Origin of the sequence: Xanthobacter aminoxidans (assembly GCF_023571765.1) — a bacterium.
In the GTDB taxonomy this organism is placed as follows: Bacteria; Pseudomonadota; Alphaproteobacteria; order Rhizobiales; family Xanthobacteraceae; genus Xanthobacter; species Xanthobacter aminoxidans.
The window spans coordinates 498691-518598 of sequence record NZ_JAMJXC010000001.1 but is presented as its reverse complement, the minus strand read 5'-3'; the positions used below and the strand labels follow the sequence as shown (position 1 = coordinate 518598).

The window sequence follows — 19908 nt, the reverse complement described above, 5'->3', positions numbered from 1 at the left end:
CATACGCCAGCCCTTGCCGAGACTTCATGTCCCCAATAGGGCGCCGGACCGTTGCCGGCCGGCGACACGCAAGAGCATTGTCCGATCAGTCTTGCCTGGAGGTTAATTTCAGCGCCAGCTCCGCTTCGCGGGCGAACGGGCCCTGCCCCCGCAGCTGGAATTTGCGCGCCCGTGCAAGGCCATGGGTGCCGAAGCGGACCCGAACCGCCTCCTCCACCCACTTGTCTTCCTGCGTCGCGCGCTGGGCTGCGCGCCGGTCTCCCGTGTCGAGAAACGCGCCGTGCGCCGCGACCGCCGCCTCGAAGGCGTCGAGCCCCTCCCCCGTCGCCGCCGACAGGCGGATCACAGGAACCGTCCACCCGGCGGAGGCGGAGCCGGCGAGCGACAGTGCTCCCGCCACCTCGGAGGCGGCGCGGCGGGCAACCTCGGTCATGTCGGCCTTGGTGACGACGATGATGTCGGGCAGTTCCATCACGCCCGCCTTCATGAACTGAAGGCTGTCGCCCGACGCCGGCTGGATGCACAGCACCACCGTGTCGGCGACAAGGGAGATGTCCGCCTCCGACTGGCCGACGCCCACGGTCTCGACGATCACCAGATCATAGACCGCACGCAGCAGGACCACGGCAGCGACCGAATCATCCGAAAGCCCGCCGAGCCGGTCGCGCGCCGCCATGGAGCGCACGAACACGCCGCGGTCGTCGGGGTCGGTCTTCATGCGGGCCCGGTCGCCGAGCAGCGCGCCACCCGTGCGCCGCGACGAGGGGTCCACCGCCAACACGGCCACGGTGCGGCCGGCCGCACGGGCGCGGCGGACCAGCGCGTTGGTCAGGGTCGATTTGCCCACGCCGGGCGGGCCAGTGAGGCCCAGCACCTCGGCCTTGCCGGCGCGGGCCGCGGCATCGAGCAGCGCCACGAGGTCGGGCTGTCCGCGGGCCGTCTCCACCAGCGCCAGCGCGCGCGCGACGGCGCGTTTGCCGCCGGCGGCCACGGTGGCGAGATCAGGCACGGCGGAGGTGCGCGGGCGGTCTGGGGCGTCGGCGGAAGCGGGCTCGGGCGGCATGGCGCCAATCTAGCTGCCGCAGTGCGGGAGGCAACTCACCGCGTTTCCGCGCCAACGGAAAAAGGCGCCGGCAAAAGCCGGCGCCTCTCCCACTGATCGGATCCGTGCGGGGGAACGGAACCGATCAACAGCCCTGAAAACGAGGATCAGCCGCAGTAGCCGCGCGACACCTTGACCACGTTGCCGTTGGTCTGGCGCAGGTAGCAGCGGCCGTTGTTGCCCCAGAAATAATAGGCGCGGCGCTGGTCCTGCTGGTTGCCGATGATGGCACCGGTGGTGCCGCCGATGAGCGCGCCGGCCGCGACGCCACCGGCATTGCCCGTGACAGCGCCGCCGATCAGCGCGCCGGCCGTGCCGCCGATGAGCGCACCGCCCACCGTGTTGTTCTGGGCGCTGGCGGTGACGGCCGAGCCTGCGAGGACGGCGGCGGCCAGGGTGAAGGCAGTGAAAGCGCCGAGCGCGGCATTACGGGTCGACATCTTGATCCTTTCCGCATCCGCCGGGCATCAACCCGCGGCGTGCTGCGATGGCACCTGATTTAGCAAAGGCCACATGAACGCCAGATGAGCGGAGCGTTCGGGCATCGTGCAGCTTCGTTCATGGTTCTGGACCGGGCAAGCTGCGCCGTAAAGACCCACTTCCGTTGCGTGTCCCTTCCACGACAAGGGAACACCTCTTGCATCAGCAAGGCGCTCCGGTGCAGGCTCGCGCCCCCGGGACAAACCGGCTCACAGCTCGTGTTCAGGACAGGTCAATGAGTGAACGCAACCCCTTCGGCGGGACCATCAGCCACCTCTCCCCGTCGGAGGTCCGTCAGGGACTCGCCGATGGCAGCATCCTTCTCGTGGACGTGCGGGAGCCGAACGAGATTCAGGCCGAGCGCATTCCCGGCGCGGTCAATTTCCCGCTGAGCACGTGGAATCCCGCTGCCCTGCCGGACCCGGCCGGCAAGCGCCTCGTCTTCTCCTGCCGCTCGGGCCAGCGCTCGCAGCAGGCCGCCGCAGCGGCGCAGAAGGCAGGCCTTGCCTATGAGGAGCACATGAAGGGCGGCATCATGGGTTGGCGCGAAGCCGGCTTCGACGTCGAGCGCGGCTGAAGCGCAGGCGCCCGAGGCGGTGCTCCGGCCAGACCGGGCACCATTCTTTCGGCGTGGCGCATGACGCCCGTTTTCGCCGATCCCCCTCCGGGCGAACCGGAGGGGCCGATGGTCAGAACGGCAGCGCAGCCGCTCAGGCGGTCGCGGCGTCGAGTTCGGCGATGATGGCCTTGCCCATCGCCTCAGTGCCGATGGTCTCCATGCCCGGCGCGGCGATGTCGCCGGTGCGCTTGCCGGAAGCGAGCACGCCCGCGATGGCCTGCTCGATGCGATCCGCCACCGCGCCCTCGTTGAACGAATAGCGCAGCGCCATGGCCAGCGAGCCGATCATGGCGATGGGGTTGGCAATGCCCTTGCCGGCGATGTCGGGGGCGGAGCCGTGCACGGGCTCGTAGAGCGCCGCGCGCTTGCCGGTGGCCGCATCCACAGCGCCGAGCGAGGCTGAGGGCAGCATACCGAGCGAGCCGGTCGCCATGGCAGCGAGATCGGAGAGGATGTCGCCGAACAGATTGTCGGTGACGATCACGTCATACTGCTTGGGCCAGCGCACCAGCTGCATGGCCAGCGAATCCGCCAGCGCATGCTCTAGCTCCACATCCTTGTAGGCGCGGGCGTGGAGGTCGGTCACCACCTGCTTCCAGAGCACGCCGGAGCGCATCACGTTGTGCTTCTCGGCGGACGTCACCTTGTTGCGGCGGGTGCGGGCCAGCTCAAAGGCCACGGCGGCGATGCGCTCGATCTCGTAGGTGTCATAGACCTGCGTATCGATGGCGCGCTTCTGGCCGTTGCCGAGATCGGTGATGGTCTTGGGCTCGCCGAAATAGACGCCACCGGTCAGCTCTCGCACGATGAGGAGGTCGAGCCCCTCCACCACCTCGCGCTTGAGCGAGGAGGCATCCGCCAGCGCCGGGTAGCAGATGGCGGGGCGCAGGTTGGCGAACAGCTGGAGATCCTTGCGCAGCCGCAGCAGGCCCGCCTCGGGGCGCGCCTCATAGGGCACGTCCGCCCACTTGGGGCCGCCCACCGCGCCGAGCAGGATGGCGTCGGCGCCCTTGGCGCGCACCATGGCGTCCTCGGAGATGGCGACGCCGTGCGCGTCATAGGCACAGCCGCCGACCAGATCCTCCTCGATGGCGAAGGAGGCGAGGCCCGCCTGCTCCAGCCACTTCGCCACCCGTTTCACCTCGGCCATGACTTCAGGGCCGATGCCGTCGCCGGCGAGAAGAAGGAGCTTGTGGGTGGCCATGGGTGGATTCCTCGGGTCTTGATTTACGCTGCGGCATCGCGCCGTTTTTGGGTCGCCCTGAGGGCGGCGGCTCGGCGCGGAGTGCTAGGGCCTCAAAGGGCCGATGGCAAGGAGGAACACGCCGGCCTGCGGTATTCAGGCCCCTTTCACGAAGGCCGCGAAGGCCGCCGCATAATCCTTGTGCCAGCGCGACAGCGGCGGGCGGTTCTCGATGATATCGCCGGCTGCCCAGGCGATGCGCTTCTCGTCGAGCGCGCGGGGCACGTCATTGTCCGGGCAGAGGATGTAGAAATCGCCGGCCTCCAGCTTCTCCAGCAGGAAGTCCACGGTCTGCTGAGCGGTCCAGGCCCCCGCCGGCTTCTCGGTCCGCCCGCCCGCCGCCAGCGGGGTGAAGACGAAGCCCGGAATGAACAGCCGCGCCGAGATCCGGCAGTCCGGCGTGTTGCGCAATTCGTGTTCCAGCGCCTCGGTGAAGGCCTTCACGCCGGCCTTGGACACGTTGTAGGCCGGATCGCCCGGCGGGGTGGTGATGCCCTGCTTCGAGCCGGTGTTGACGATCAGCCCCGGCCGTCCCCGCGCGATCATCTTCGGCCCGAACGCGCGGCAGCCGTGGATGATGCCCATGAGGTTGACGCCCAGCACCTTCTCCCAATTGCCGAAGGGGCCGAAGATGGCGCTGCCCGGCTGCACGCCGGCATTGTTCATGAGGAGGTCCGTGCCGCCGAAGCGCCCGGCGACGATCTCCTCCAGCCGCTCCATATCCTCGGGCCGACTGACATCTGTAGCGACGGCGAGCACATCCGCGGCCCCGCCCTCCGCCACGGACGCCACCTGCGCGGCAGCCGCATCGAGCTTTTCGCCCGGCAGATCGGCGATGGCCACCTTCAGCCCGCGGGCGGCGAGCTTTTCCGCTGCGGCAAGGCCGATGCCGGACGCGCCGCCCGTGATGACGGCGACGGCGCCGGAGGACAGCGCGGGATGGGTCATGGCGGTTCTCCGTTCAGATTCGCGCGTTCAACGCCGTGTGGCGACGAAGGCTCCGCCGACGATGAGCGCGCAGGCCACCGCCAGCGAGAGGGACGGCGCCGAGAAGCCGGTCGCAACCAGCAGCAGCGTAGAGAGCACCGGCGCCGCATAGGAAGCGACGCCCAGAAGGCGCACGTCGCCGCGCTTCATGCCGATGTCCCAGGTGTAGAAGGCGAGCCCCACCGGGCCGATGCCGAGCAGCACCACCGCCGTCCACTCCCCGGCCGAGGCGGGCCACACGGTCTCCTCCCACGCGAGGTGGCAGAGGGCGGCCAGCACCGCCGTGGCGAGGCAGAAGCCGGCCACCGCCTGCGTCGGCACATCGGCGAAATGGCGCGAGGCCACCGAATAGGACGACCAGATGAAGGCGCAGGCGAACGCCGCGAGATAGCCGGGCAGAAAGCGCATCTCGATGCCGGAGAAGCCGCCCTTGCCGGCGAGCAGCACCACGGTGCCGGCAAAGCCCATCAGCGCGCCGACCACATGCACGCGCCTGAGGCCGCCGCCGGGCAGGAAGGCGGAGAGCAGCACGATCAGCAGCGGCCAGAGATAGGCGATCAGCCCTGCCTCTGCCGCCGGGGCCAGCTTCAGGGCGGTGAAATAGAGGAAGTGGTAGCCGAACAGCCCGCCCACGCCGTGGAGATAGGCGAGCGGCCGCTGCTTCAGCACGCCGAGCCCCGGCCCGGCCAGCGCCGCCCCCAGCCCCACCGCACCGCCGATGCCGAAGGTGAGCGCTGTCAGCAGGAAGGGCGGCACCTTCCCCGTCGCCGCCGTGAAGAAGGCGAGCGTCGCCCACAGCAGGATGGCGAGGAAGCCGATGCGGGTAGCCGTAGCGGATGACATCGGGCGATCAGGGGCCGAGAAGGTCGATCAGCGCCGGGATCAGCGGTTCGTCGGCGGGCGGCATGGGAATGTCGCGGAGGCGTCCGGGCCGGAGCCATTGCAGCGCCTGATGTTCCTTCTTCTGGATCACGCCCTCCCAGCGGCGGCAGATCCAGAGCGGCATCAGGAGGTGGAAGGTCTCGTAGGGATAGCTGGCGAAAGTGAGAGGCGCGAGGCACGCCTCCTTCACCGTGATGCCCAGTTCCTCATCGAGCTCGCGGATGAGCGTCTGCTCCGGCCGCTCGCCGGGCTCGACCTTGCCGCCGGGAAACTCCCAGAGGCCCGCCAGCGCCTTGCCCTCCGGCCGCTGCGCCACCAGCACGCGGCCGTCGCCGTCAATGAGGGCGCAGGCGGCGACGAGGGTGATCTTCACGAGCGATAATCCCCGTTGATCGCCACGTATTCCTTGGTGAGGTCGCAGGTGAGCACCCGGTCTGTGCCGCGGCCGAGGCCGAGGTCGACGGTGAGGTCGATCACGTCGTTCTTCATGTAGGCCGAGACCTCGGCCTCGTCATAGTCGGGATCGCGGGCGCCCTCGTGGGCGACGCGGATGTCGCCGAAGGAGATGGAGAGCAGGTCCCGGTCGGCGGGCTCGCCGGCCTTGCCCACCGCCATCACCACACGGCCCCAGTTGGCGTCCTCGCCGGCCACCGCCGTCTTCACCAGCGGCGAGTTGGCGATGGACATGGCTATGCGCCGCGCCGACTTGTTGGAGACCGCGCCCGTCACGGTGATGCGCACCAGCTTGCGGGCGCCCTCGCCGTCGCGGGCCACCTGCTCGGCGAGGTCGGCGAGCAGCTCGGTGAGCGCGCGCTTGAACGCCTTCAGCGCGGGATCGTCGATGTTCTTCACCGTCTTCGCGCCACGCTCCTTGGCGACGCCAGTGGCGAACAGGAGGAGCGTGTCGGAGGTGGAGGTGTCGCCGTCGATGGTGACGGCGTTGAAGGTGGTCTTCACGCCCTTGGAGAGCAGCTTCTGCAGCACGTCGGCGGCGATCGGCGCATCGGTGAAGACGAAGGAGAGCATGGTCGCCATGTCGGGGGCGATCATGCCCGCGCCCTTGGCGATGCCGTTGATGGTCACCGGCACGTCGCCCAGCAGCACGGTGGCGGTGGCGAGCTTGGGGAAGGTGTCGGTGGTCATGATGGCGCGCGCGGCATCAAGCCACGGCCAGTCCACCAATTGACCGGCGGCTTCGGTCAGCGCCGCTTCGAACTTGGTGGCCTCCAGCGGCTCGCCGATGACGCCGGTGGAGGCGAGGAACACTTCCGTGGGCTTGCAGCCGAACGCCTGGGCGGCGAGGTCGGCGGTGAGGCTGGTCGCCTCCCGGCCCTTCATGCCGGTGAAGGCGTTGGCATTGCCGGAATTCACCACCAGCGCCCGCGCCTTGCCCTTCTTCAGCAGATCGCGGCACCATTCCACCGGGGCGGAGGGGCAGAGCGAGCGGGTGGTGACGCCGGCCACCGTCGTGCCGGGCTCGAACGCCATGGCCAGAACGTCGGTGCGGCCCTTGTATCGGATGCCCGCCGCCACCGTGGTGAAGGTGACGCCCGGCACAGGCTTGAGCTCGGGCACGGACTTCGGCGCGAGGGGAGACACGGTGGTCGACATGGGCAGTCCCCGTTGATGGCGCGCAACCTGTGCCGCAGCTTCAGCCGATAGGCAAGGGCGCTGGCGGCCGCATCCGCAACGGTGCCGGCAAAGAAACCGGCACCGGCCGAGACTTTCGCCGCCTTAGACCTGGGCGCCGAGGGCCGCAAGCGCCGCCTTGGCCACGTCCACGTCCTCGCTGCCCTTGCCCGACCCCACACCGATGCCGCCGACACACACGCCGTCGATGATGATGGGGAAGCCGCCTTCCAGATTGGTGAGTCGGCCACCGGAGGCGATGGCGAGCTTCAGCTCCAGCGCCGGATCGAGCCGGCTCGTGGGCTGGCGGTGGGAGGCGGCGCTGATGGCCTTGGAGAGGGAGGTCTCGCGCGACAGCAGCTTCGCCCCGTCCATGCGCACGAAGGCGAGGAGGTTGCCCCCGTCATCCACGATGGTGATGTTCTGCGGCACGGCCATCTCCTCCGCCCGCGCCACGGCGGCGGCGAGCGCGACCAAAGCGCCGGCATGGGTGAGCTTCGCGGCGGGGCGGGTCAGCGGCTTGTGCTCGGTCATCATGGCTCCTTTCAGCGGGTAATCCAGTCGGCGGCGGGACGGCCCAGCAGTTCGGCGAGGCGGGCCAGCATGGCGTCGCACTGGGCCAGCTCATCCCGCCCCACCCACTCGTCGGCCTTGTGGGCGCGGGCGATGTCGCCGGGGCCGCAGACGAGGGTCGGAATACCGGCGTCGGAATAGAGCCCCGCCTCGGTGCCGAAGGCGATGGTGCCGGGCGGACCATTGTCGCCGCACAGACGCGCCACCGCGGCGGCCTCGGCACTGCCGGCCGCAGTGGCGAGGGCAGGATAGGAGGAGAGCTCCTCCACCACCAGATCCGCCTCCTCCGCCTCTGCCCTGAGGGCGGCGCGCGCCTCCGCCACCAGCGCCCCAATGCGGCGCAGGATGGCAGGGGTGTCGGCACCCGGGATGCTGCGCAGCTCGAATTCCATCACCGCCTTGTCCGGCACCACGTTCAGCGCCCCGCCGCCATGCAGCGAGCCGATATGCAGCGTCGCATAGGGCGGATCGAAGGCCTCGTCCCGCGTGCCGTGGCGCAAATCGTCGGCGAGGTCGGCGAGGCGGGCGGCGAGACGGGCGAGTGCCGTCACCGCATTGGCCGCGCGGTGCGGCAAGGCGGAATGGCCGGTGCGGCCGTCGGCAGTGACGCGCCAGCCGGTCTTGCCCTTGTGGGCGCGCTTCACCTTCATGCCCGTGGGCTCGCCGACGATGCACAGGAGCGGCGGCGCCGGAAGGGCGGCCAGAAGCGCCACCAGATCGCCCGCGCCCTTGCAGCCGATCTCCTCGTCATAGGAGAGCGCCACATGCACCGGCGTCTCCAGCGCAGCGGCGGCGAAGGCGGGCAGCGCGGCGAGGACGCAGGCGACGAAGCCCTTCATGTCCGACGTACCGCGCCCGTAGAGGCGATCTCCCCGCGCGGTCAAGGCGAAGGGATCGCTGGTCCAGGGCTGGCCCTCCACCGCCACCACGTCCGTATGGGCCGAGAGCACCACGCCCGGCCGCGCATCGGGGCCGATGGAGAGGAGCAGCGCGGTGCGGTCCCCCGCCGCATTGGGCAGATGGCGCACGCGGGCGAACGGCGCGGCGATTTCGGCGATGCGCGCGACGATTTCGGAGTTTTCCGTATTCGCTACCGAAGGAACGGAAATGATTTTTTCAAGTATTTCTTCCGTCGATACTTGCATTTTCAGGCCATCATCTCTAGAAAATCACCGAAAAGGAGACGGGAATGACCTATTCCATCGCCGCCCGCTGCCCCGAGACGGGCGCCTTCGGCATCGCCATCACCTCGTCCAGCATCTGCGTTGCCAGTCGCTGCGCGTGGGTGAGCCCGCTTGGGCTCGTCACCACGCAGAACGTCACCGACCCGGCCCTCGGCCCGGCCGGCCTTGCTCTGCTGCGGCAGGGGCTCGGCGCCGGGGGCGTGCTGTCCACGCTGCTCGCCGGCACGCCGGAGCCCGCTTTCCGGCAGGCCAGCGTCATCGACCGCTACGGGCAGGTCGCGTGGCACTCGGGGGTCGAGGCCCTGCCCATCGCCGCGGCGGCGCAAGGCCCCGGCTGCATCGCGCTCGGAAACCTCTTGGTGAACGACGGCGTCCCCGCCGCCATGCGCGATGCCTTCCTCGCGGCCGAGGGGCTGCCACTCGCCGAGCGCCTCATGCGTGGGCTGGAGGCCGGGCTTGCTGCCGGTGGCGAGACGGGGGACGAGCACGCGGCGGGCCTGCACGTTGCACGCACCTATGACTGGCCCGTGGTGGACCTGCGCGTGGACTGGCAGGAGGACCCCATCGGCGCGCTGCGCAGCCTGTGGGATCGCTATGCGCTGGAGCAGCCGGCCTTCGAAAGCCGCGCGCGCAACCCCTCCTCCGCCCCGGCCTTCTGACCGCGAACCCGGCGCGCCGGACCAGACCCGGCGCGCCGCAATGTCAGGCGACATCGGACGCGAACGCCACCGCATCGGCGGGCGAGAAATCGAGCGAGACGCGGGTGCCCGCCGGCCAGCGCGTGGAGGCGCCGTGCCCCGGCACGCGCACCGTGACGCGGCCACCGCGCGCGGCTGCGACGTCCACCAGCACGTCCACGTGTGAGCCTTGATAGACGTGGGTCGCCACCGTGCCGGAGACCAGCCCCTCCCCTTCCGCGATGCGCACTGCATCGGGCCGCACGTAGAGGTCGACGGCCGCGCCCGGAGCAATCCCCTCCAGCGTATCCGCACTGACGCTGAGCCGCCCTTCGGCGATCAGCACCGTGGCGGTCTCGCCGATGCGCCGCTCCAGCCGGCCCGGCAGCACGTTCACATCGCCGACAAAGGACGCGACGAACGGGTCCAGCGGCCGGCGATAGATCTCGTCCGGCGTGCCCACCTGGCGGATGCGCCCCTGCGACATGACGGCGATGCGGTCCGACATGGACAGCGCCTCGCTCTGGTCGTGGGTGACGAAGATGGTGGTGACACCGAGCCGGCGCTGGATTTCCTTCAGCTCCACCTGCATGGCGCCGCGCAAATTCTTGTCGAGGGCGGAGAACGGCTCGTCCAGCAGCAGCACCTTGGGCCGGATCACCAGCGCGCGGGCCAGCGCCACGCGCTGCTGCTGGCCGCCGGAGAGCTGGCGCGGCTTGCGCTCGCCGAAGCCGTCGAGCTTCACCAGCGCCAGCGCCTCGGCGACGCGCGTCTCGATCTCGCGCTTCGCCACGCCGCGCATCCGGAGGCCATAGCCCACGTTCTTCGCGACATTCATGTGCGGGAACAAAGCGTAGTTCTGGAAGACGACGCCGATCTCGCGATCATAGGGCGCGGTCTCGGTCATCAGCCGTCCGCCGACGAAGATCTCGCCGCCGTCCGCCTCGAGAAACCCGGCGATCAGGTTGAGCAGCGTGGTCTTGCCGCAGCCGGACGGTCCGAGCAGCGTCATGAACTCGCCGTCGGCGATCTTCAGCCACGCCTCGTGCAGAGCGGTGGCATCGCCGAAGCGCTTGGTGACGCCGTCGATCTGGACGCCGGCGACGCGCGCGGCAGCGTCCGCGACAGGCGCGGAGACGGCGGGGGAGACAGGCTCCCGGGGATCGATGCGTTCAGCGGACATGCTCAACGTTCAGAACCTTTCCGAGGCCAAGGAAGGCGTTGGCGATGGTGAGAAGCAGCGCCGTGACCACGATGTAGATGACGGACAGCGCCGCGAGCGTCGGATCGGCGTATTCGCGGACGTAATTGTACATGGCCACCGGCAGCGTCTGCGTCGCCTGGGCGGTGACGAACAGCGAGGCGGTGAACTCGTTGAAGGACAGGATGGCCGCGAACAGCCAGCCCGAGAACAGGCCGGGGATGAGAAGAGGCAGCGTCACGGTGAACAGTGCCCGTCCAGGCCGCGCCCCGAGGCTCGCAGCGGCGAGTTCCAGCCGGCTGTCGAGATTGCGCAGCGAGACATAGACCGAGCGCATCACGAAGGGCAGCACCAGCACCACGTGGCAGACGATGACGAGGGCGAAGGTACGCGTGGCGTGGATCTGCGCCGCGAGGATGAGGAAGCCGAGGCCGATGGTGAAATGCGGGATCACCAGCGGCGAGGTCAGCACCGCCTCCAGCGCCATCTTGCCCCGGAAGCTGTAGCGATCGAGGGCGAAGGCGAAACCGGCGCCCACCACGAGCGCGATGGACGAGGCGAAGGCGGTGATGATGAGGCCGTTGCGAAAACCCTCGGAGAAGTCCCGATAGGAGAAGGCCCGCGCGAACCAGCGCGTGGACCAGGCCTGCGGCGGGAAGGAGAGGATGGCGCGATCGTTGAAGGCCGAGATGCCCACCACCACCGCCGGCAGGATGATGAAGGCCACCACCAGCCACACCACGGTCCAGCCGGCGATGGCGAGAAGCCGCTCGCCGGCCTTGGCGGAGATGAGACGCTTGCGCGGATCGGACATCAGTGGGCTCCGATCTTTTCCAGCGGCTTGATGGCCTGCTTCGCCATGGCGAGCACCGCGAAGGTGAGCGCGAGGCCGGTGACGGAGAGAGCCGCCGCGAAGGGGAAATTGAAGGAGGCGAAACCGAGCTGGTAGACCAGCGTCGAGATCATGCTCACCTTGCCGCCCCCAATCATCTGCGGCGTGGCGAAGGCGGAAAACGTCCAGGCGAAGGCGGTGGAAACGCCCGCCACCACGCCGGGCATGGAAAGAGGCAGCATCACGGTGAGGAAGGCCTTCACTGGCCCCGCGCCGAGGGAGGTCGCGGCCTTCTCGTAATCGCGATCGATGTGGGAGAGCGCGGCCGAGAGCATGATGACCATCACCGGCAGCGTCACATGAACGAGGGCGGTGACGACGCCGAAGGTGGTGAACATCATCTGGATCGGCCGGTCGATGATCCCGAGACCCTTCAGCACCGAATTGATGAAGCCGGTGTTGCCCAGCACGATGATCCAGGAATAGGTGCGCACCACCTCGCCGAGGAAGAGCGGCGTGACTGCGGTAATCAGCAGGAAGGATTTCAGCGCCACGTTCCGCGTCCGCACCAGCGCGAAGGCGAGCGGATACGCCACCACCAAAGTAATGAGCGCGGTGAGGAGGCAGATCCACACGGTCTGGATGAACACCTGCGCATAGAGCGGGCGCAGCAGCGCGAAGAAATTGTCCAGCGTGAGCCCGCCCGGATTGAGCGAGCCCGGCACGTAGGCACGGAAGGCATATTGCAGGATCGCCGCGAGCGCCGCCGCGGAGGCGATGGCCGCCAGCGTCGCGGGGGCGACGAACAGGGCGAGGAAGGGGCGCTTGTTCACGGCTCTCGCTCTTGGTTCTGTGGGAAGCCCCGGCGGAGGCAGGGAAGATGACAGGGGACCCATCTTCCCTGCCCGCCGCGCTACGGAGCCGCTTCCGGGTCAGGGCAGTCTAACGGAAGCGGCTGTCCGCCTCACCCGTCGATCACTCGCCGATCACTCACTTGGCGATCATGTTTTCCGAAAACCACTTGCGCCACTCGGCGGTCTTCTCCGCGCGGAGCTTGTGGTCGATGATGATGGTCTCCTTGTCCCACTGCTCGGCAGTGGTGAAGACGCCGGGAAGCTTCGCGGTCTCGGGGCTCACCTTGGCGCCGAGCACGGTGGGCGAGCCCTTCTTCAGCTCGGCGATCTTGCCCTGCACCTCGGGATCGAGCGCGGTGTTGATGAACTTCTCCGCCAGCTCGCGGTTCTTGGAGCCCTTCATGATGGCCATGGTGTCGATGCCCAGCACGCCGCCCTCCTTCGGGATGACGAGCTTGATCGGGACGCCCTGCGCGATCATGTAATAGGCGTTCATGGACAGCATGATCTGCACCGGCGTCTCGCCGGTGGCGATGAGCTGCTGGGAGTTCGCGTCGTTGGTGTAGAAGGCCTTGAAATTGGGCTTCAGCGCCAGGAGCTTCTGCTCACCCTTCTGCCAGTCCGCCGGCGAGCCGCCCGCCAGCAGGGCCGAAACGGCGATGATGTGGCTCGGGTCGAAATCAGGCGCCGCCAGCATCCCCTTCAGCTCGGGATTCCAGAGGTCTCCCCAGGAGGAGAAGGTGATGTTCTTCGGGGTCAGGTCCGGCCGGTAGCCGATGGTGTAGACATAGGCCCAGGCGCCGATGTGGTAGGGGCTCACCTTGGCCTGCGGCACCAGCTTCGACGCATTCGGGATCTTCGAGAGATCGAGGGTCTCGAACAGATCGTCATTGGCGTAGAGCCAGCCCACATGGGCGGTGGTGAAGGTGATGTCGCTCTCCGGCGAGCCCTTGGCGAGCTTCGCCTTGTTCAGCCGGTCGATGGTGCCGCCGGTGATGTATTCCACCTCGACGCCGGTATCCTTGGTGAATTTCGAGGCGATGGCCTCGGCGATGAGGTCGCGGAAGCTGCCGCCCCACGTGCTCACCACCAGTTTTTCCGCCGCGCTCGCCGGGCCCGCCACGAAGGCGGCCAGCGCGAGCCCGAGGGCAACGATCTTGCCGTTCATCCGTCTCTCCTCTGGATCCGCCTTCTGGCGGTTTCTTTTCGTGTGACCGCGAAGGTCGCCGATACGTAAATCTACGTAATTCGGATGACGATGGAAGCAAAAAATGCCTGTGAGTGGCGATTTTTATTTTGGAAATCAATATTTTATCGAAACAACACAAATATTCCCCGCGCCATTTGCGGCGCGAGGAAAACCGGACGCGGCGTGCCGCTGCAACGCGTGGCGACGCCTCAGGCGCGCTCGGACGGGATCTCGGCGATGATGTCGATTTCCATCAGATATTCGGGCTTGGCGAGCCCCTGCACGATGATGCCGGTGGAGACCGGGAAGACGCCCTTCAGCCACTGGCCCACCACGCGATAGACCGGCTCGCGATAGGCCCGGTCCGTGATGTAGATGACGATCTTCACCACGTCCTCAAGCTTGGCGCCGGCCTCTTCCAGCAGCACCTTGGCGCAGGCCATGGCATTCTCGGTCTGCGCCGCGGCATCACCCACGCCGACGATGTTGCCGTCGAGGTCCATGGCCGTCTGGCCGCGGAGATAGACGGTGTTGCCGGCGCGGACCGCCATGCACACGTCGTTGTCGAGCTTCTGCTCAGGATAGGCTTCCTTCGTGTTGAAGGGGCGGATGCGGGTATGGGTCGGCACGGTTCTTTGCCTCATGCAGCGGTCAGGCGCCGGTAGGCGCGGTTGGCGTAAAGCAGCGGCTCGGCCTCGTCCTCAAGACCATGGACGGCGGTCACGGCGCCGACGACGATGCGGTGGGTGCCGTAGGCGTGATGGGTGGCGAGCCGGCAGTCGAAGCTCATGAGCGCGCCGTCGAGCACCGGCGCGCCGCTCGCCGCCGCCCGCCAGTCCGCGCAGGCGAACTTGTCGTCGCGAAACTGCGGCACCTGCCCCGCGAAGGTGTCGGAGACGTGCGACTGATGGTGCGCCAGCACGTTGGCGACGAACACACCGTTGGCCTCGATCACCTTCAGCGCGTTGCTCTGCTCGTGGATGCAGAGGATGACCGAAGGCGGCTCCATGCACAGCGAGGCCAGCGAGGAAACGGTGAGTCCCGCCCGCCCGGCCGGGCCGTCGGTGGCGATCACCGCGACACCCGACGCCATGCGCCGCATGGCGTCACGAAACAGGCCCGCATCCACGGAGGAGATGTCGCCGGCCGCGCTCATTTCAGCGAGCCTTTGACATTGTCCGAAAGGCCCGCGGTCTTGCGCACGAAGTCGAGGGGTCCGGAAAAATCGAAGCTCTTGTAGACCGCCGCGAGGTGGTTGAAGTGCGGCGCCTGCGCGAACTGCACGAAGGCGAGGCGGTGGCCGGCATAGTCGGAGGACACGAGATCGCGGGCGAAGGCAAGCAGCTTGCGCCGGTCCTCGGACTCCCAATTGTCGTTGAGCGTATAGAACTTCTTCAGCCACTCGGCGGTGCCCTCGGCCTCGAAGGCGGCAACATTGGGCGTGACGCAGATCTGGCCGCCGATCAGCTCGCGGGTGGCATGCATCATGGTTGGCAGCTGCGAGCAGGCGAGCACGCGGCCGGCATAGAGAATGGACTGGTTGGGCATCAGCAGGCCCGCCGGACTCTTCTCGGCGAGGGCGATGGAAGCGGTGAGGTGGGCGTTGATGCCCTCGCGATAGACCGCGAGATCCGCCAGCTTCTCCTGCACCGATTGCAGCTTGTCGAGGCCGGTCTGCTTGGCGTTCCACAAGGCCGCGCCGATCATCATGTCGGCCACGTAGAGCAGGCGCAGGACATAGGGATAGGCGGAGTAGCGGTGCAGCGTGCCGCGCACAAACTGGGCCGCCTTGGTGTAGCGATAGAAGAAGACGTCTTCCCAGGGGATCAGCACGTCATCGAACACCACCAGCGTATCCACCTCGTCATAGCGGTTGGCGAGGGGATAATCCTTTGGGTCCGAGCGGCCGGCGAAGGAGGAGCGGCAGATGTGCTTCACGCCCGGCGCCCCCATCTTCACGATGCAGCCCAGCGCGTAGTCGCTTTCCTTCTCGTCCGTCCAGGCGCCCACGGTGGGCTTGAGATAGGCCTGGTCGGCATAGGCGGCGGCGGTCTCGTATTTGGCGCCGCGGATGATGATGCCGGCGTCCGTCTCCTTGGTGACATGCACCATCATGTCCGGATCGCGCTCGGAGATGTGGCGGGAGCGGTCGCCCTTGGGATCGGTGTTGGCGGAGACGTGGAAGGGATCTTCCTCCACCACGCGCTTGATGTGGTTGTCGATGTTGGCGGCGAAGCGCGGATCGATCTCCGCCAGCATGTCGCGCCCATCCTGCAGCGACCACATCTCGCCGATGGTCTCGTCGCCGACGCGGGTGACGACGCCGCCCACGTCCTTCAGCAGGATGTCGACGCCCTTGCGCTTGGCGTCCCAGTGCGCGGTCTCCGTCGGCGGCTGGTGGAAGACGGAATGCACCGCATTCTCCTCCACATAGGTCAGCGCCGGGGCGGTCGCCTCCTCGTGGTGGAGGTCGTACATGCGCGCCTTGATATCGACGATGGGCTTGAAAGCGGGATGGGTGGTGACGTCGGCCACGCGCTCGCCGTCGATCCAGATCTCGCGGCCGTCGCGCAGGCCTTCCTTGTACGCGGCACCGGTCCTGATCATCACGCCTGCTCCCGAATTGGTCATGCCCACGATTGGAGCAAGAGTGGGCGAGGCCGCGGGATCGATAAAATATTTTATCTTTGGCGAAAAGATTGGCTTTTCTGATCCAGATCAATGCGCGACACTGACGGCTCACCGGAGCCCCGCCCGTGACCAAGCCGACCCCTGCCGGCGCGCCCCTGCGTCCGTGCCATTGCCACGCCCTCGCCTGCGGGGAACGGGCGAAATGAACGTGTCGCTCAGGGCGCTCAAATATGTCGTGGCCGCTGCGGATCTCGGCAACGTCACGGAAGCCGCGCGCCAGCTCAACGTCTCCCAGCCGTCGATTTCCGCCGCCATCGCCCAGACCGAGGCGGAACTCCGCATCCCGCTGTTCATCCGCCATCATGCGCGCGGCATCTCGCTGACACCCGCCGGCCAGCGTTATGTGAACGAGGCCCGGCATCTCCTTGCCCACGCGCGTGATTTCGCCCAGAGCGCGCAGGCGCTGGGAGATACGCTGCGGGGCGAGATTTCGCTGGGTTGCTTCCTCACCATCGCCCCGCGCTTCATGCCAGCCCTGCTGGCCCGTTTCGCGGAGGTGCAGCCCGGCATCACGGTGAAGCTGGAGGAAGGCGACCAGAAGGAGATCTTCGACGGCATCCTCTCCGGCCGGCTGGAGATCGCCGTGTCCTATGGCTATGCGGTGCCTGAGGATTTTTCCGGCGAACTCCTCATCGACCTGCCGCCGCTCCTCGTGCTCGCCGCCGACCATCCCTTGGCGCGCAAGCCCGTGGTTTCGCTGAAGGACGTGGCCGACGAGCCCTTCCTGCTCTACGACCTGCCCCACACGCGCGACTATTTCTTCTCGCTGTTCGATTCCTGCGGCATCACCCCGCGCATCGCCTACCGCTCACGCTCCTACGAGCTGATCCGCGGCCTCGTCGGCCAGAAGCGCGGCTACACGCTGCACAATGCCTCGCCACGCACGACCATGGCCTATGACGGCAGCCGGGTGGCCGTGCGGCCGCTGAAGGAGCAGCTGGCGCCGGTGCGCGTCATGCGGCTGTCGCTCCGCCGCCAGCCCATGCGGCCGGCGGTGGAGGTGTTCGCCCGCTTCCTCGCCGACGCCTTCTCGCCCGGCGGCATGTTCGCGCCGGGCTCGATCGCGCCAGATATGGACTAGAGGCCGTCAGCCGCCGATCTTCTTGCCGGCGGTCCAGCAATCCTGCACCGCGCCGATGGCCTGGCCGGCATCGGTCATGTCCCAGTCGAAGGACTTGCCGGCGATCTTGAGCGAGACACGGCCCCCCTGCCGCAGGGCATTGAGCACGTCGTCCGTGATGAACACCCGCTCGCGCACGCCCGCCTGGCTGGCCACCAGTTCCACCGGCTGCGACGCCTTGCCGATCTCCAGCGATCCCGAGACCTTGCTGCCCGGCTTCAGGCTGAGGTCCGGGAAGGCGATGGCCCACTTGCCGTTGGGATAATAGAGCAGACCGACGATGCCGCCGTTGGTCTTGGTGACGCCCCGGCACAGGAAGAACTTGCCGTCGTCCAGCACGGTCTCGACCTTCCACTGGCCGAACGCGCGGAACTGGGTGTTGGTCTGCTTGCCCGCCTCGGCTGCCCCTGCGGCCATGACCGCCGCCGCCACGATCGCGATTCCCCAGAAACGCATGTCATTCCCCTGAGCATCTGCCCGCCACGCCAAACCGGCACGCCGGAGCCTGGCCGCAGCCAGACCCGGTGCAATTCACCCGCTAAATTTGCCCGCATCGTGTCGGGGGCGGCGTTCGTCCGACGTCCTTACAGCATCGAGCCGATCCGCCCCAGGGAGAGTGACATGCGTGTGATGGTGATCGTGAAGGCGACCGCGGACAGTGAAGCCGGGCTGATGCCCTCCCCGGACCTGCTGGAGGCCATGGGCCGGTTCAACGAGGAACTGGCCAAGGCCGGCATCATGCGCGATGGCGCCGGGCTCAAGCCCTCCAAGCTCGGCAAGCGCATCGGCTTCGACGGTGCCTCCCGCATCGTCATGGACGGTCCGTTCGCCGAGACCAAGGAGCTGATCGCCGGTTACTGGCTGTGGGAGGTCAGGGACATGGAGGAGGCGGTCGCCTGGGTGAAGCGCTGCCCCAATCCCATGCCCGGCCCGAGCGAGATCGAGATCCGCCCGCTCTACGAAATGGAGGATTTCGGTGACGCCGCGACCGAGCAGTCACTGGCGCCGCACGAGCGGGCGCGGGAGATTCTCGCGGGGCGGGACGGGGCTCAGTAGCCCCGCGCCGGGTCCACCCGGTTCTGCACCTCCTCGCCCGCCTCCACCCGCCGGATGTTCTCGGCGATCTGGGCGGAAGCGCTGGCGGGGATGGCGATGGAGGCGAGGTGCGGCGTCACCAGCACATTCTCCATACCCCAGAGCGGGCTTTCGGCCGGCAACGGTTCCACCTCGAACACGTCGAGCGTGGCCTCCGAAATGGCGCCGGAGCGCAGCGCCGCGATCAACGCCGCCTCATCCACCACCGGCCCGCGGGCGACGTTGATGAACTTCGCCCCTTTGGGCAGCAGAGCGAGGCGCCCGGCATCGAGAAGATGGCGCGTCTCGCCGGTGAGCGGCAGCATCACCACGAGGATGTCCGCCTCGGCGAGGAAACCCGGCAGCGCGCCGGCCCCATGGCAGGTCTCCACGCCTTCGAGCTGCTTCGGTGAGCGGGACCAGCCGCGCACGTCGAAGCCGTGCCGCACCAGCTCCAGCGCGGCCGTGGATCCGAGTTCGCCGAGCCCGAGCACGCCGACGCGGATCTCCCCCGCCGTACGCGGATGCACATAATGCCAGCGCCCCTCCCGCTGCGCCCGCTCGAAGGTCGGGATCTCGCGGGCATGGCGCAGCACGCAGAACAGCACGAAGGACGCCATCATCTGCGACATGTTCGGGTCGGAGAGGCGGGTGATGGGCACGTCGGGAAGATCATCCCGGGCGACCAGCGCATCCACGCCCGCGCCGAGATTGATGACCAGCCCGAGGTTGGGAAAGCGCGCGAAGAACCCCTGCGGCGGCTTCCAGACGAGGGCGTAGCGCACATCCGCGGAATCGCCGTCCACGGCACCGGTCGCCACATCTGCGATCCGCACATCGAGGCCCGGCACCGCCGCCTGAAGCGCGGCCTTCCATTCCACGGGATCATCGAAGGCGCTGTAGAACACCAACGCCCCGCGCGAAGTCGCTGTCACTTGCCACCCTCCTTGCGCTCGCCGGCGAGCTTCGCCGCGGCGCCGATGGCAAGCTCGTAGCCCAGCGCGCCGAGCCCTGCCACCACGCCGGTTGCGGCCTTCGACACGAAGGAGTGGTGCCGGAAGGGTTCGCGCTTCCAGATGTTGCTCATGTGGGTCTCGATGATCGGCCCGTCGAAGGCGAGCAGCGCATCGAGGATGGCGATGGACGTGTAGGTGAGGCCGGCCGCGTTGATGACGATGGCATCCGCCTTCAGCCGCGCCTCCTGGATCCAGTCCACGATCTCGCCCTCGTGGTTCGACTGCCGGAAGTCCAGCGCCACGCCAAGCCCGGCGGCATGGGCGAGGCAGCGCCCGCGGATGGCCGGGAAGCTCTCGCGCCCGTACGTGCCGGAGGGATCGAGGCCGTAGAGGTTGGCGTTGGGTCCGTTGAGAAAGAAGATCGTCAGGGCCAAGGGGGTCGTCCTGCTGCGAGAAAGAGGCCGCAACCGTCGCGCCGGAGGGGGCGTCCTGCCAATCGGAAGATGAAATGAGCGGGATCGGCTTTTTTGATGGACCGTATTCGGGAACCGAAGCGCGGCTACGGCGTTTTCAGGCTGCACCTTGGAATGGGCAACAAAAATGACATTTGGGGAA

At 67.9% G+C, this 19908-nt stretch carries 23 protein-coding genes; 4 read left to right on the top strand and 19 right to left on the bottom strand.

The genetic code is table 11. The features are described from left to right. Positions 1–85 precede the first annotated feature (85 nt). Both meaB and EJ105_RS02360 read right to left on the bottom strand, forming a co-directional pair. Positions 86–1063, bottom strand: coding sequence for a methylmalonyl Co-A mutase-associated GTPase MeaB (gene meaB / locus EJ105_RS02365; RefSeq protein WP_250165148.1), 978 nt, complete (start codon positions 1061–1063; stop codon positions 86–88). 146 nt (positions 1064–1209) lie between these two features. Continuing rightward, positions 1210–1542, bottom strand: a complete 333-nt coding sequence (locus tag EJ105_RS02360; protein WP_024277327.1) for a YMGG-like glycine zipper-containing protein — start codon at positions 1540–1542, stop codon at positions 1210–1212. A 275-nt stretch (positions 1543–1817) separates the two neighbouring features. Here EJ105_RS02360 and EJ105_RS02355 point away from each other — a divergent pair, with 275 nt between their 5' ends. Then, on the top strand, positions 1818–2159 hold the full coding sequence (locus EJ105_RS02355; protein ID WP_024277326.1) for a rhodanese-like domain-containing protein: 342 nt from the start codon (positions 1818–1820) through the stop codon (positions 2157–2159). A gap of 133 nt (positions 2160–2292) precedes the next feature. On the opposite strand, the gene leuB is transcribed toward EJ105_RS02355, so the two are convergent. From leuB to argE, 7 genes are all read right to left on the bottom strand, one after another. Then, entirely contained in the window at positions 2293–3405 is a 1113-nt protein-coding gene (gene leuB / locus EJ105_RS02350) for a 3-isopropylmalate dehydrogenase (RefSeq protein ID WP_250165147.1), read from the bottom strand. 135 nt (positions 3406–3540) lie between these two features. Then, the gene (locus EJ105_RS02345) at positions 3541–4392 is read right to left on the bottom strand and encodes an SDR family NAD(P)-dependent oxidoreductase (RefSeq protein ID WP_250165146.1); all 852 of its coding nucleotides are present in this window, start codon (positions 4390–4392) and stop codon (positions 3541–3543) included. 27 nt (positions 4393–4419) lie between these two features. Beyond that, positions 4420–5274: an aromatic amino acid exporter YddG gene (yddG, locus tag EJ105_RS02340; protein WP_250165145.1), complete on the bottom strand. Its 855-nt coding sequence runs from the start codon at positions 5272–5274 to the stop codon at positions 4420–4422. Positions 5275–5281: 7 nt separating this feature from the next. Then, positions 5282–5686, bottom strand: coding sequence for a (deoxy)nucleoside triphosphate pyrophosphohydrolase (locus EJ105_RS02335; RefSeq protein WP_250165144.1), 405 nt, complete (start codon positions 5684–5686; stop codon positions 5282–5284). After that, positions 5683–6924 carry a bifunctional glutamate N-acetyltransferase/amino-acid acetyltransferase ArgJ gene (gene argJ, locus EJ105_RS02330; RefSeq protein ID WP_250165143.1) on the bottom strand — a complete coding sequence of 414 codons (1242 nt, stop codon included), beginning with the start codon at positions 6922–6924 and terminating at the stop codon, positions 5683–5685. Before argJ ends, EJ105_RS02335 begins: the two co-directional genes overlap by 4 nt. Positions 6925–7047: 123 nt before the next feature. After that, positions 7048–7476: a GlcG/HbpS family heme-binding protein gene (locus EJ105_RS02325; protein WP_250165142.1), complete on the bottom strand. Its 429-nt coding sequence runs from the start codon at positions 7474–7476 to the stop codon at positions 7048–7050. 11 nt (positions 7477–7487) lie between these two features. After that, positions 7488–8660: an acetylornithine deacetylase gene (argE, locus tag EJ105_RS02320; protein ID WP_250165141.1), complete on the bottom strand. Its 1173-nt coding sequence runs from the start codon at positions 8658–8660 to the stop codon at positions 7488–7490. Positions 8661–8704: 44 nt separating this feature from the next. On the opposite strand from argE, the gene EJ105_RS02315 reads away from it, so the two are divergent. Further along, positions 8705–9358, top strand: coding sequence for a DUF1028 domain-containing protein (locus tag EJ105_RS02315; RefSeq protein WP_250165140.1), 654 nt, complete (start codon positions 8705–8707; stop codon positions 9356–9358). Positions 9359–9401: 43 nt separating this feature from the next. Here the strand turns inward: EJ105_RS02315 and EJ105_RS02310 are convergent, their stop codons facing one another. The 7 genes from EJ105_RS02310 to EJ105_RS02280 all read right to left on the bottom strand — a co-directional run bounded on the left by EJ105_RS02310 (position 9402) and on the right by EJ105_RS02280 (position 16059). Continuing rightward, positions 9402–10559 (bottom strand): ABC transporter ATP-binding protein, encoded by a 1158-nt coding sequence (locus EJ105_RS02310; protein WP_250165139.1) that lies wholly within the window; start codon positions 10557–10559, stop codon positions 9402–9404. Beyond that, complete coding sequence (locus tag EJ105_RS02305) at positions 10549–11391, bottom strand: ABC transporter permease (protein ID WP_051678982.1); 843 nt, start codon at positions 11389–11391, stop codon at positions 10549–10551. Before EJ105_RS02305 ends, EJ105_RS02310 begins: the two co-directional genes overlap by 11 nt. Further along, complete coding sequence (locus EJ105_RS02300) at positions 11391–12242, bottom strand: ABC transporter permease (RefSeq protein WP_250165138.1); 852 nt, start codon at positions 12240–12242, stop codon at positions 11391–11393. Before EJ105_RS02300 ends, EJ105_RS02305 begins: the two co-directional genes overlap by 1 nt. 157 nt (positions 12243–12399) lie before the next feature. Next, the gene (locus EJ105_RS02295; RefSeq protein WP_250165137.1) at positions 12400–13431 is read right to left on the bottom strand and encodes an ABC transporter substrate-binding protein; all 1032 of its coding nucleotides are present in this window, start codon (positions 13429–13431) and stop codon (positions 12400–12402) included. 230 nt (positions 13432–13661) lie between these two features. Beyond that, positions 13662–14096: a RidA family protein gene (locus tag EJ105_RS02290; RefSeq protein WP_197023998.1), complete on the bottom strand. Its 435-nt coding sequence runs from the start codon at positions 14094–14096 to the stop codon at positions 13662–13664. Further along, positions 14093–14608 (bottom strand): flavin reductase family protein, encoded by a 516-nt coding sequence (locus EJ105_RS02285; protein WP_250165136.1) that lies wholly within the window; start codon positions 14606–14608, stop codon positions 14093–14095. The genes EJ105_RS02290 and EJ105_RS02285 overlap by 4 nt, the downstream gene beginning before the upstream one ends. Next, the gene (locus EJ105_RS02280) at positions 14605–16059 is read right to left on the bottom strand and encodes a 4-hydroxyphenylacetate 3-hydroxylase family protein (protein WP_250165135.1); all 1455 of its coding nucleotides are present in this window, start codon (positions 16057–16059) and stop codon (positions 14605–14607) included. Before EJ105_RS02280 ends, EJ105_RS02285 begins: the two co-directional genes overlap by 4 nt. A 226-nt stretch (positions 16060–16285) precedes the next feature. Here EJ105_RS02280 and EJ105_RS02275 point away from each other — a divergent pair, with 226 nt between their 5' ends. Continuing rightward, positions 16286–17224, top strand: coding sequence for a LysR family transcriptional regulator (locus EJ105_RS02275; RefSeq protein ID WP_029556912.1), 939 nt, complete (start codon positions 16286–16288; stop codon positions 17222–17224). A 6-nt stretch (positions 17225–17230) separates the two neighbouring features. Here EJ105_RS02275 and EJ105_RS02270 read toward each other — a convergent pair whose 3' ends face one another. Beyond that, positions 17231–17719 (bottom strand): hypothetical protein, encoded by a 489-nt coding sequence (locus tag EJ105_RS02270; RefSeq protein ID WP_024277308.1) that lies wholly within the window; start codon positions 17717–17719, stop codon positions 17231–17233. Between the two features lie 165 nt (positions 17720–17884). On the opposite strand from EJ105_RS02270, the gene EJ105_RS02265 reads away from it, so the two are divergent. Continuing rightward, complete coding sequence (locus EJ105_RS02265) at positions 17885–18319, top strand: YciI family protein (protein WP_250165134.1); 435 nt, start codon at positions 17885–17887, stop codon at positions 18317–18319. Here the strand turns inward: EJ105_RS02265 and EJ105_RS02260 are convergent. Together EJ105_RS02260 and EJ105_RS02255 are read right to left on the bottom strand one after the other, a co-directional pair. Then, a complete protein-coding gene (locus EJ105_RS02260; protein ID WP_250165133.1) occupies positions 18313–19272 on the bottom strand; it encodes a 2-hydroxyacid dehydrogenase in 960 nt (319 codons plus the stop codon). The genes EJ105_RS02265 and EJ105_RS02260 overlap by 7 nt on opposite strands. After that, positions 19269–19727 carry a type II 3-dehydroquinate dehydratase gene (locus tag EJ105_RS02255; RefSeq protein WP_250165132.1) on the bottom strand — a complete coding sequence of 153 codons (459 nt, stop codon included), beginning with the start codon at positions 19725–19727 and terminating at the stop codon, positions 19269–19271. The genes EJ105_RS02260 and EJ105_RS02255 overlap by 4 nt, the downstream gene beginning before the upstream one ends. Positions 19728–19908: the final 181 nt, after the last annotated feature.

Excerpts from the sequence above, each read along its gene's own strand:
- meaB (WP_250165148.1), bottom strand. The coding sequence starts at position 1,063 with ATGCCGCCCGAGCCCGCTTCCGCCGACGCCCCAGACCGCCCGCGCACC.
- EJ105_RS02360 (WP_024277327.1), bottom strand. The coding sequence starts at position 1,542 with ATGTCGACCCGTAATGCCGCGCTCGGCGCTTTCACTGCCTTCACCCTG.
- EJ105_RS02355 (WP_024277326.1), top strand. The coding sequence starts at position 1,818 with ATGAGTGAACGCAACCCCTTCGGCGGGACCATCAGCCACCTCTCCCCG.
- leuB (WP_250165147.1), bottom strand. The coding sequence starts at position 3,405 with ATGGCCACCCACAAGCTCCTTCTTCTCGCCGGCGACGGCATCGGCCCT.
- EJ105_RS02345 (WP_250165146.1), bottom strand. The coding sequence starts at position 4,392 with ATGACCCATCCCGCGCTGTCCTCCGGCGCCGTCGCCGTCATCACGGGC.
- yddG (WP_250165145.1), bottom strand. The coding sequence starts at position 5,274 with ATGTCATCCGCTACGGCTACCCGCATCGGCTTCCTCGCCATCCTGCTG.
- argJ (WP_250165143.1), bottom strand. The coding sequence starts at position 6,924 with ATGTCGACCACCGTGTCTCCCCTCGCGCCGAAGTCCGTGCCCGAGCTC.
- EJ105_RS02325 (WP_250165142.1), bottom strand. The coding sequence starts at position 7,476 with ATGACCGAGCACAAGCCGCTGACCCGCCCCGCCGCGAAGCTCACCCAT.
- argE (WP_250165141.1), bottom strand. The coding sequence starts at position 8,660 with ATGCAAGTATCGACGGAAGAAATACTTGAAAAAATCATTTCCGTTCCT.
- EJ105_RS02315 (WP_250165140.1), top strand. The coding sequence starts at position 8,705 with ATGACCTATTCCATCGCCGCCCGCTGCCCCGAGACGGGCGCCTTCGGC.
- EJ105_RS02310 (WP_250165139.1), bottom strand. The coding sequence starts at position 10,559 with ATGTCCGCTGAACGCATCGATCCCCGGGAGCCTGTCTCCCCCGCCGTC.
- EJ105_RS02305 (WP_051678982.1), bottom strand. The coding sequence starts at position 11,391 with ATGTCCGATCCGCGCAAGCGTCTCATCTCCGCCAAGGCCGGCGAGCGG.
- EJ105_RS02295 (WP_250165137.1), bottom strand. The coding sequence starts at position 13,431 with ATGAACGGCAAGATCGTTGCCCTCGGGCTCGCGCTGGCCGCCTTCGTG.
- EJ105_RS02290 (WP_197023998.1), bottom strand. The coding sequence starts at position 14,096 with ATGAGGCAAAGAACCGTGCCGACCCATACCCGCATCCGCCCCTTCAAC.
- EJ105_RS02285 (WP_250165136.1), bottom strand. The coding sequence starts at position 14,608 with ATGAGCGCGGCCGGCGACATCTCCTCCGTGGATGCGGGCCTGTTTCGT.
- EJ105_RS02280 (WP_250165135.1), bottom strand. The coding sequence starts at position 16,059 with ATGATCAGGACCGGTGCCGCGTACAAGGAAGGCCTGCGCGACGGCCGC.
- EJ105_RS02275 (WP_029556912.1), top strand. The coding sequence starts at position 16,286 with ATGAACGTGTCGCTCAGGGCGCTCAAATATGTCGTGGCCGCTGCGGAT.
- EJ105_RS02270 (WP_024277308.1), bottom strand. The coding sequence starts at position 17,719 with ATGCGTTTCTGGGGAATCGCGATCGTGGCGGCGGCGGTCATGGCCGCA.
- EJ105_RS02265 (WP_250165134.1), top strand. The coding sequence starts at position 17,885 with ATGCGTGTGATGGTGATCGTGAAGGCGACCGCGGACAGTGAAGCCGGG.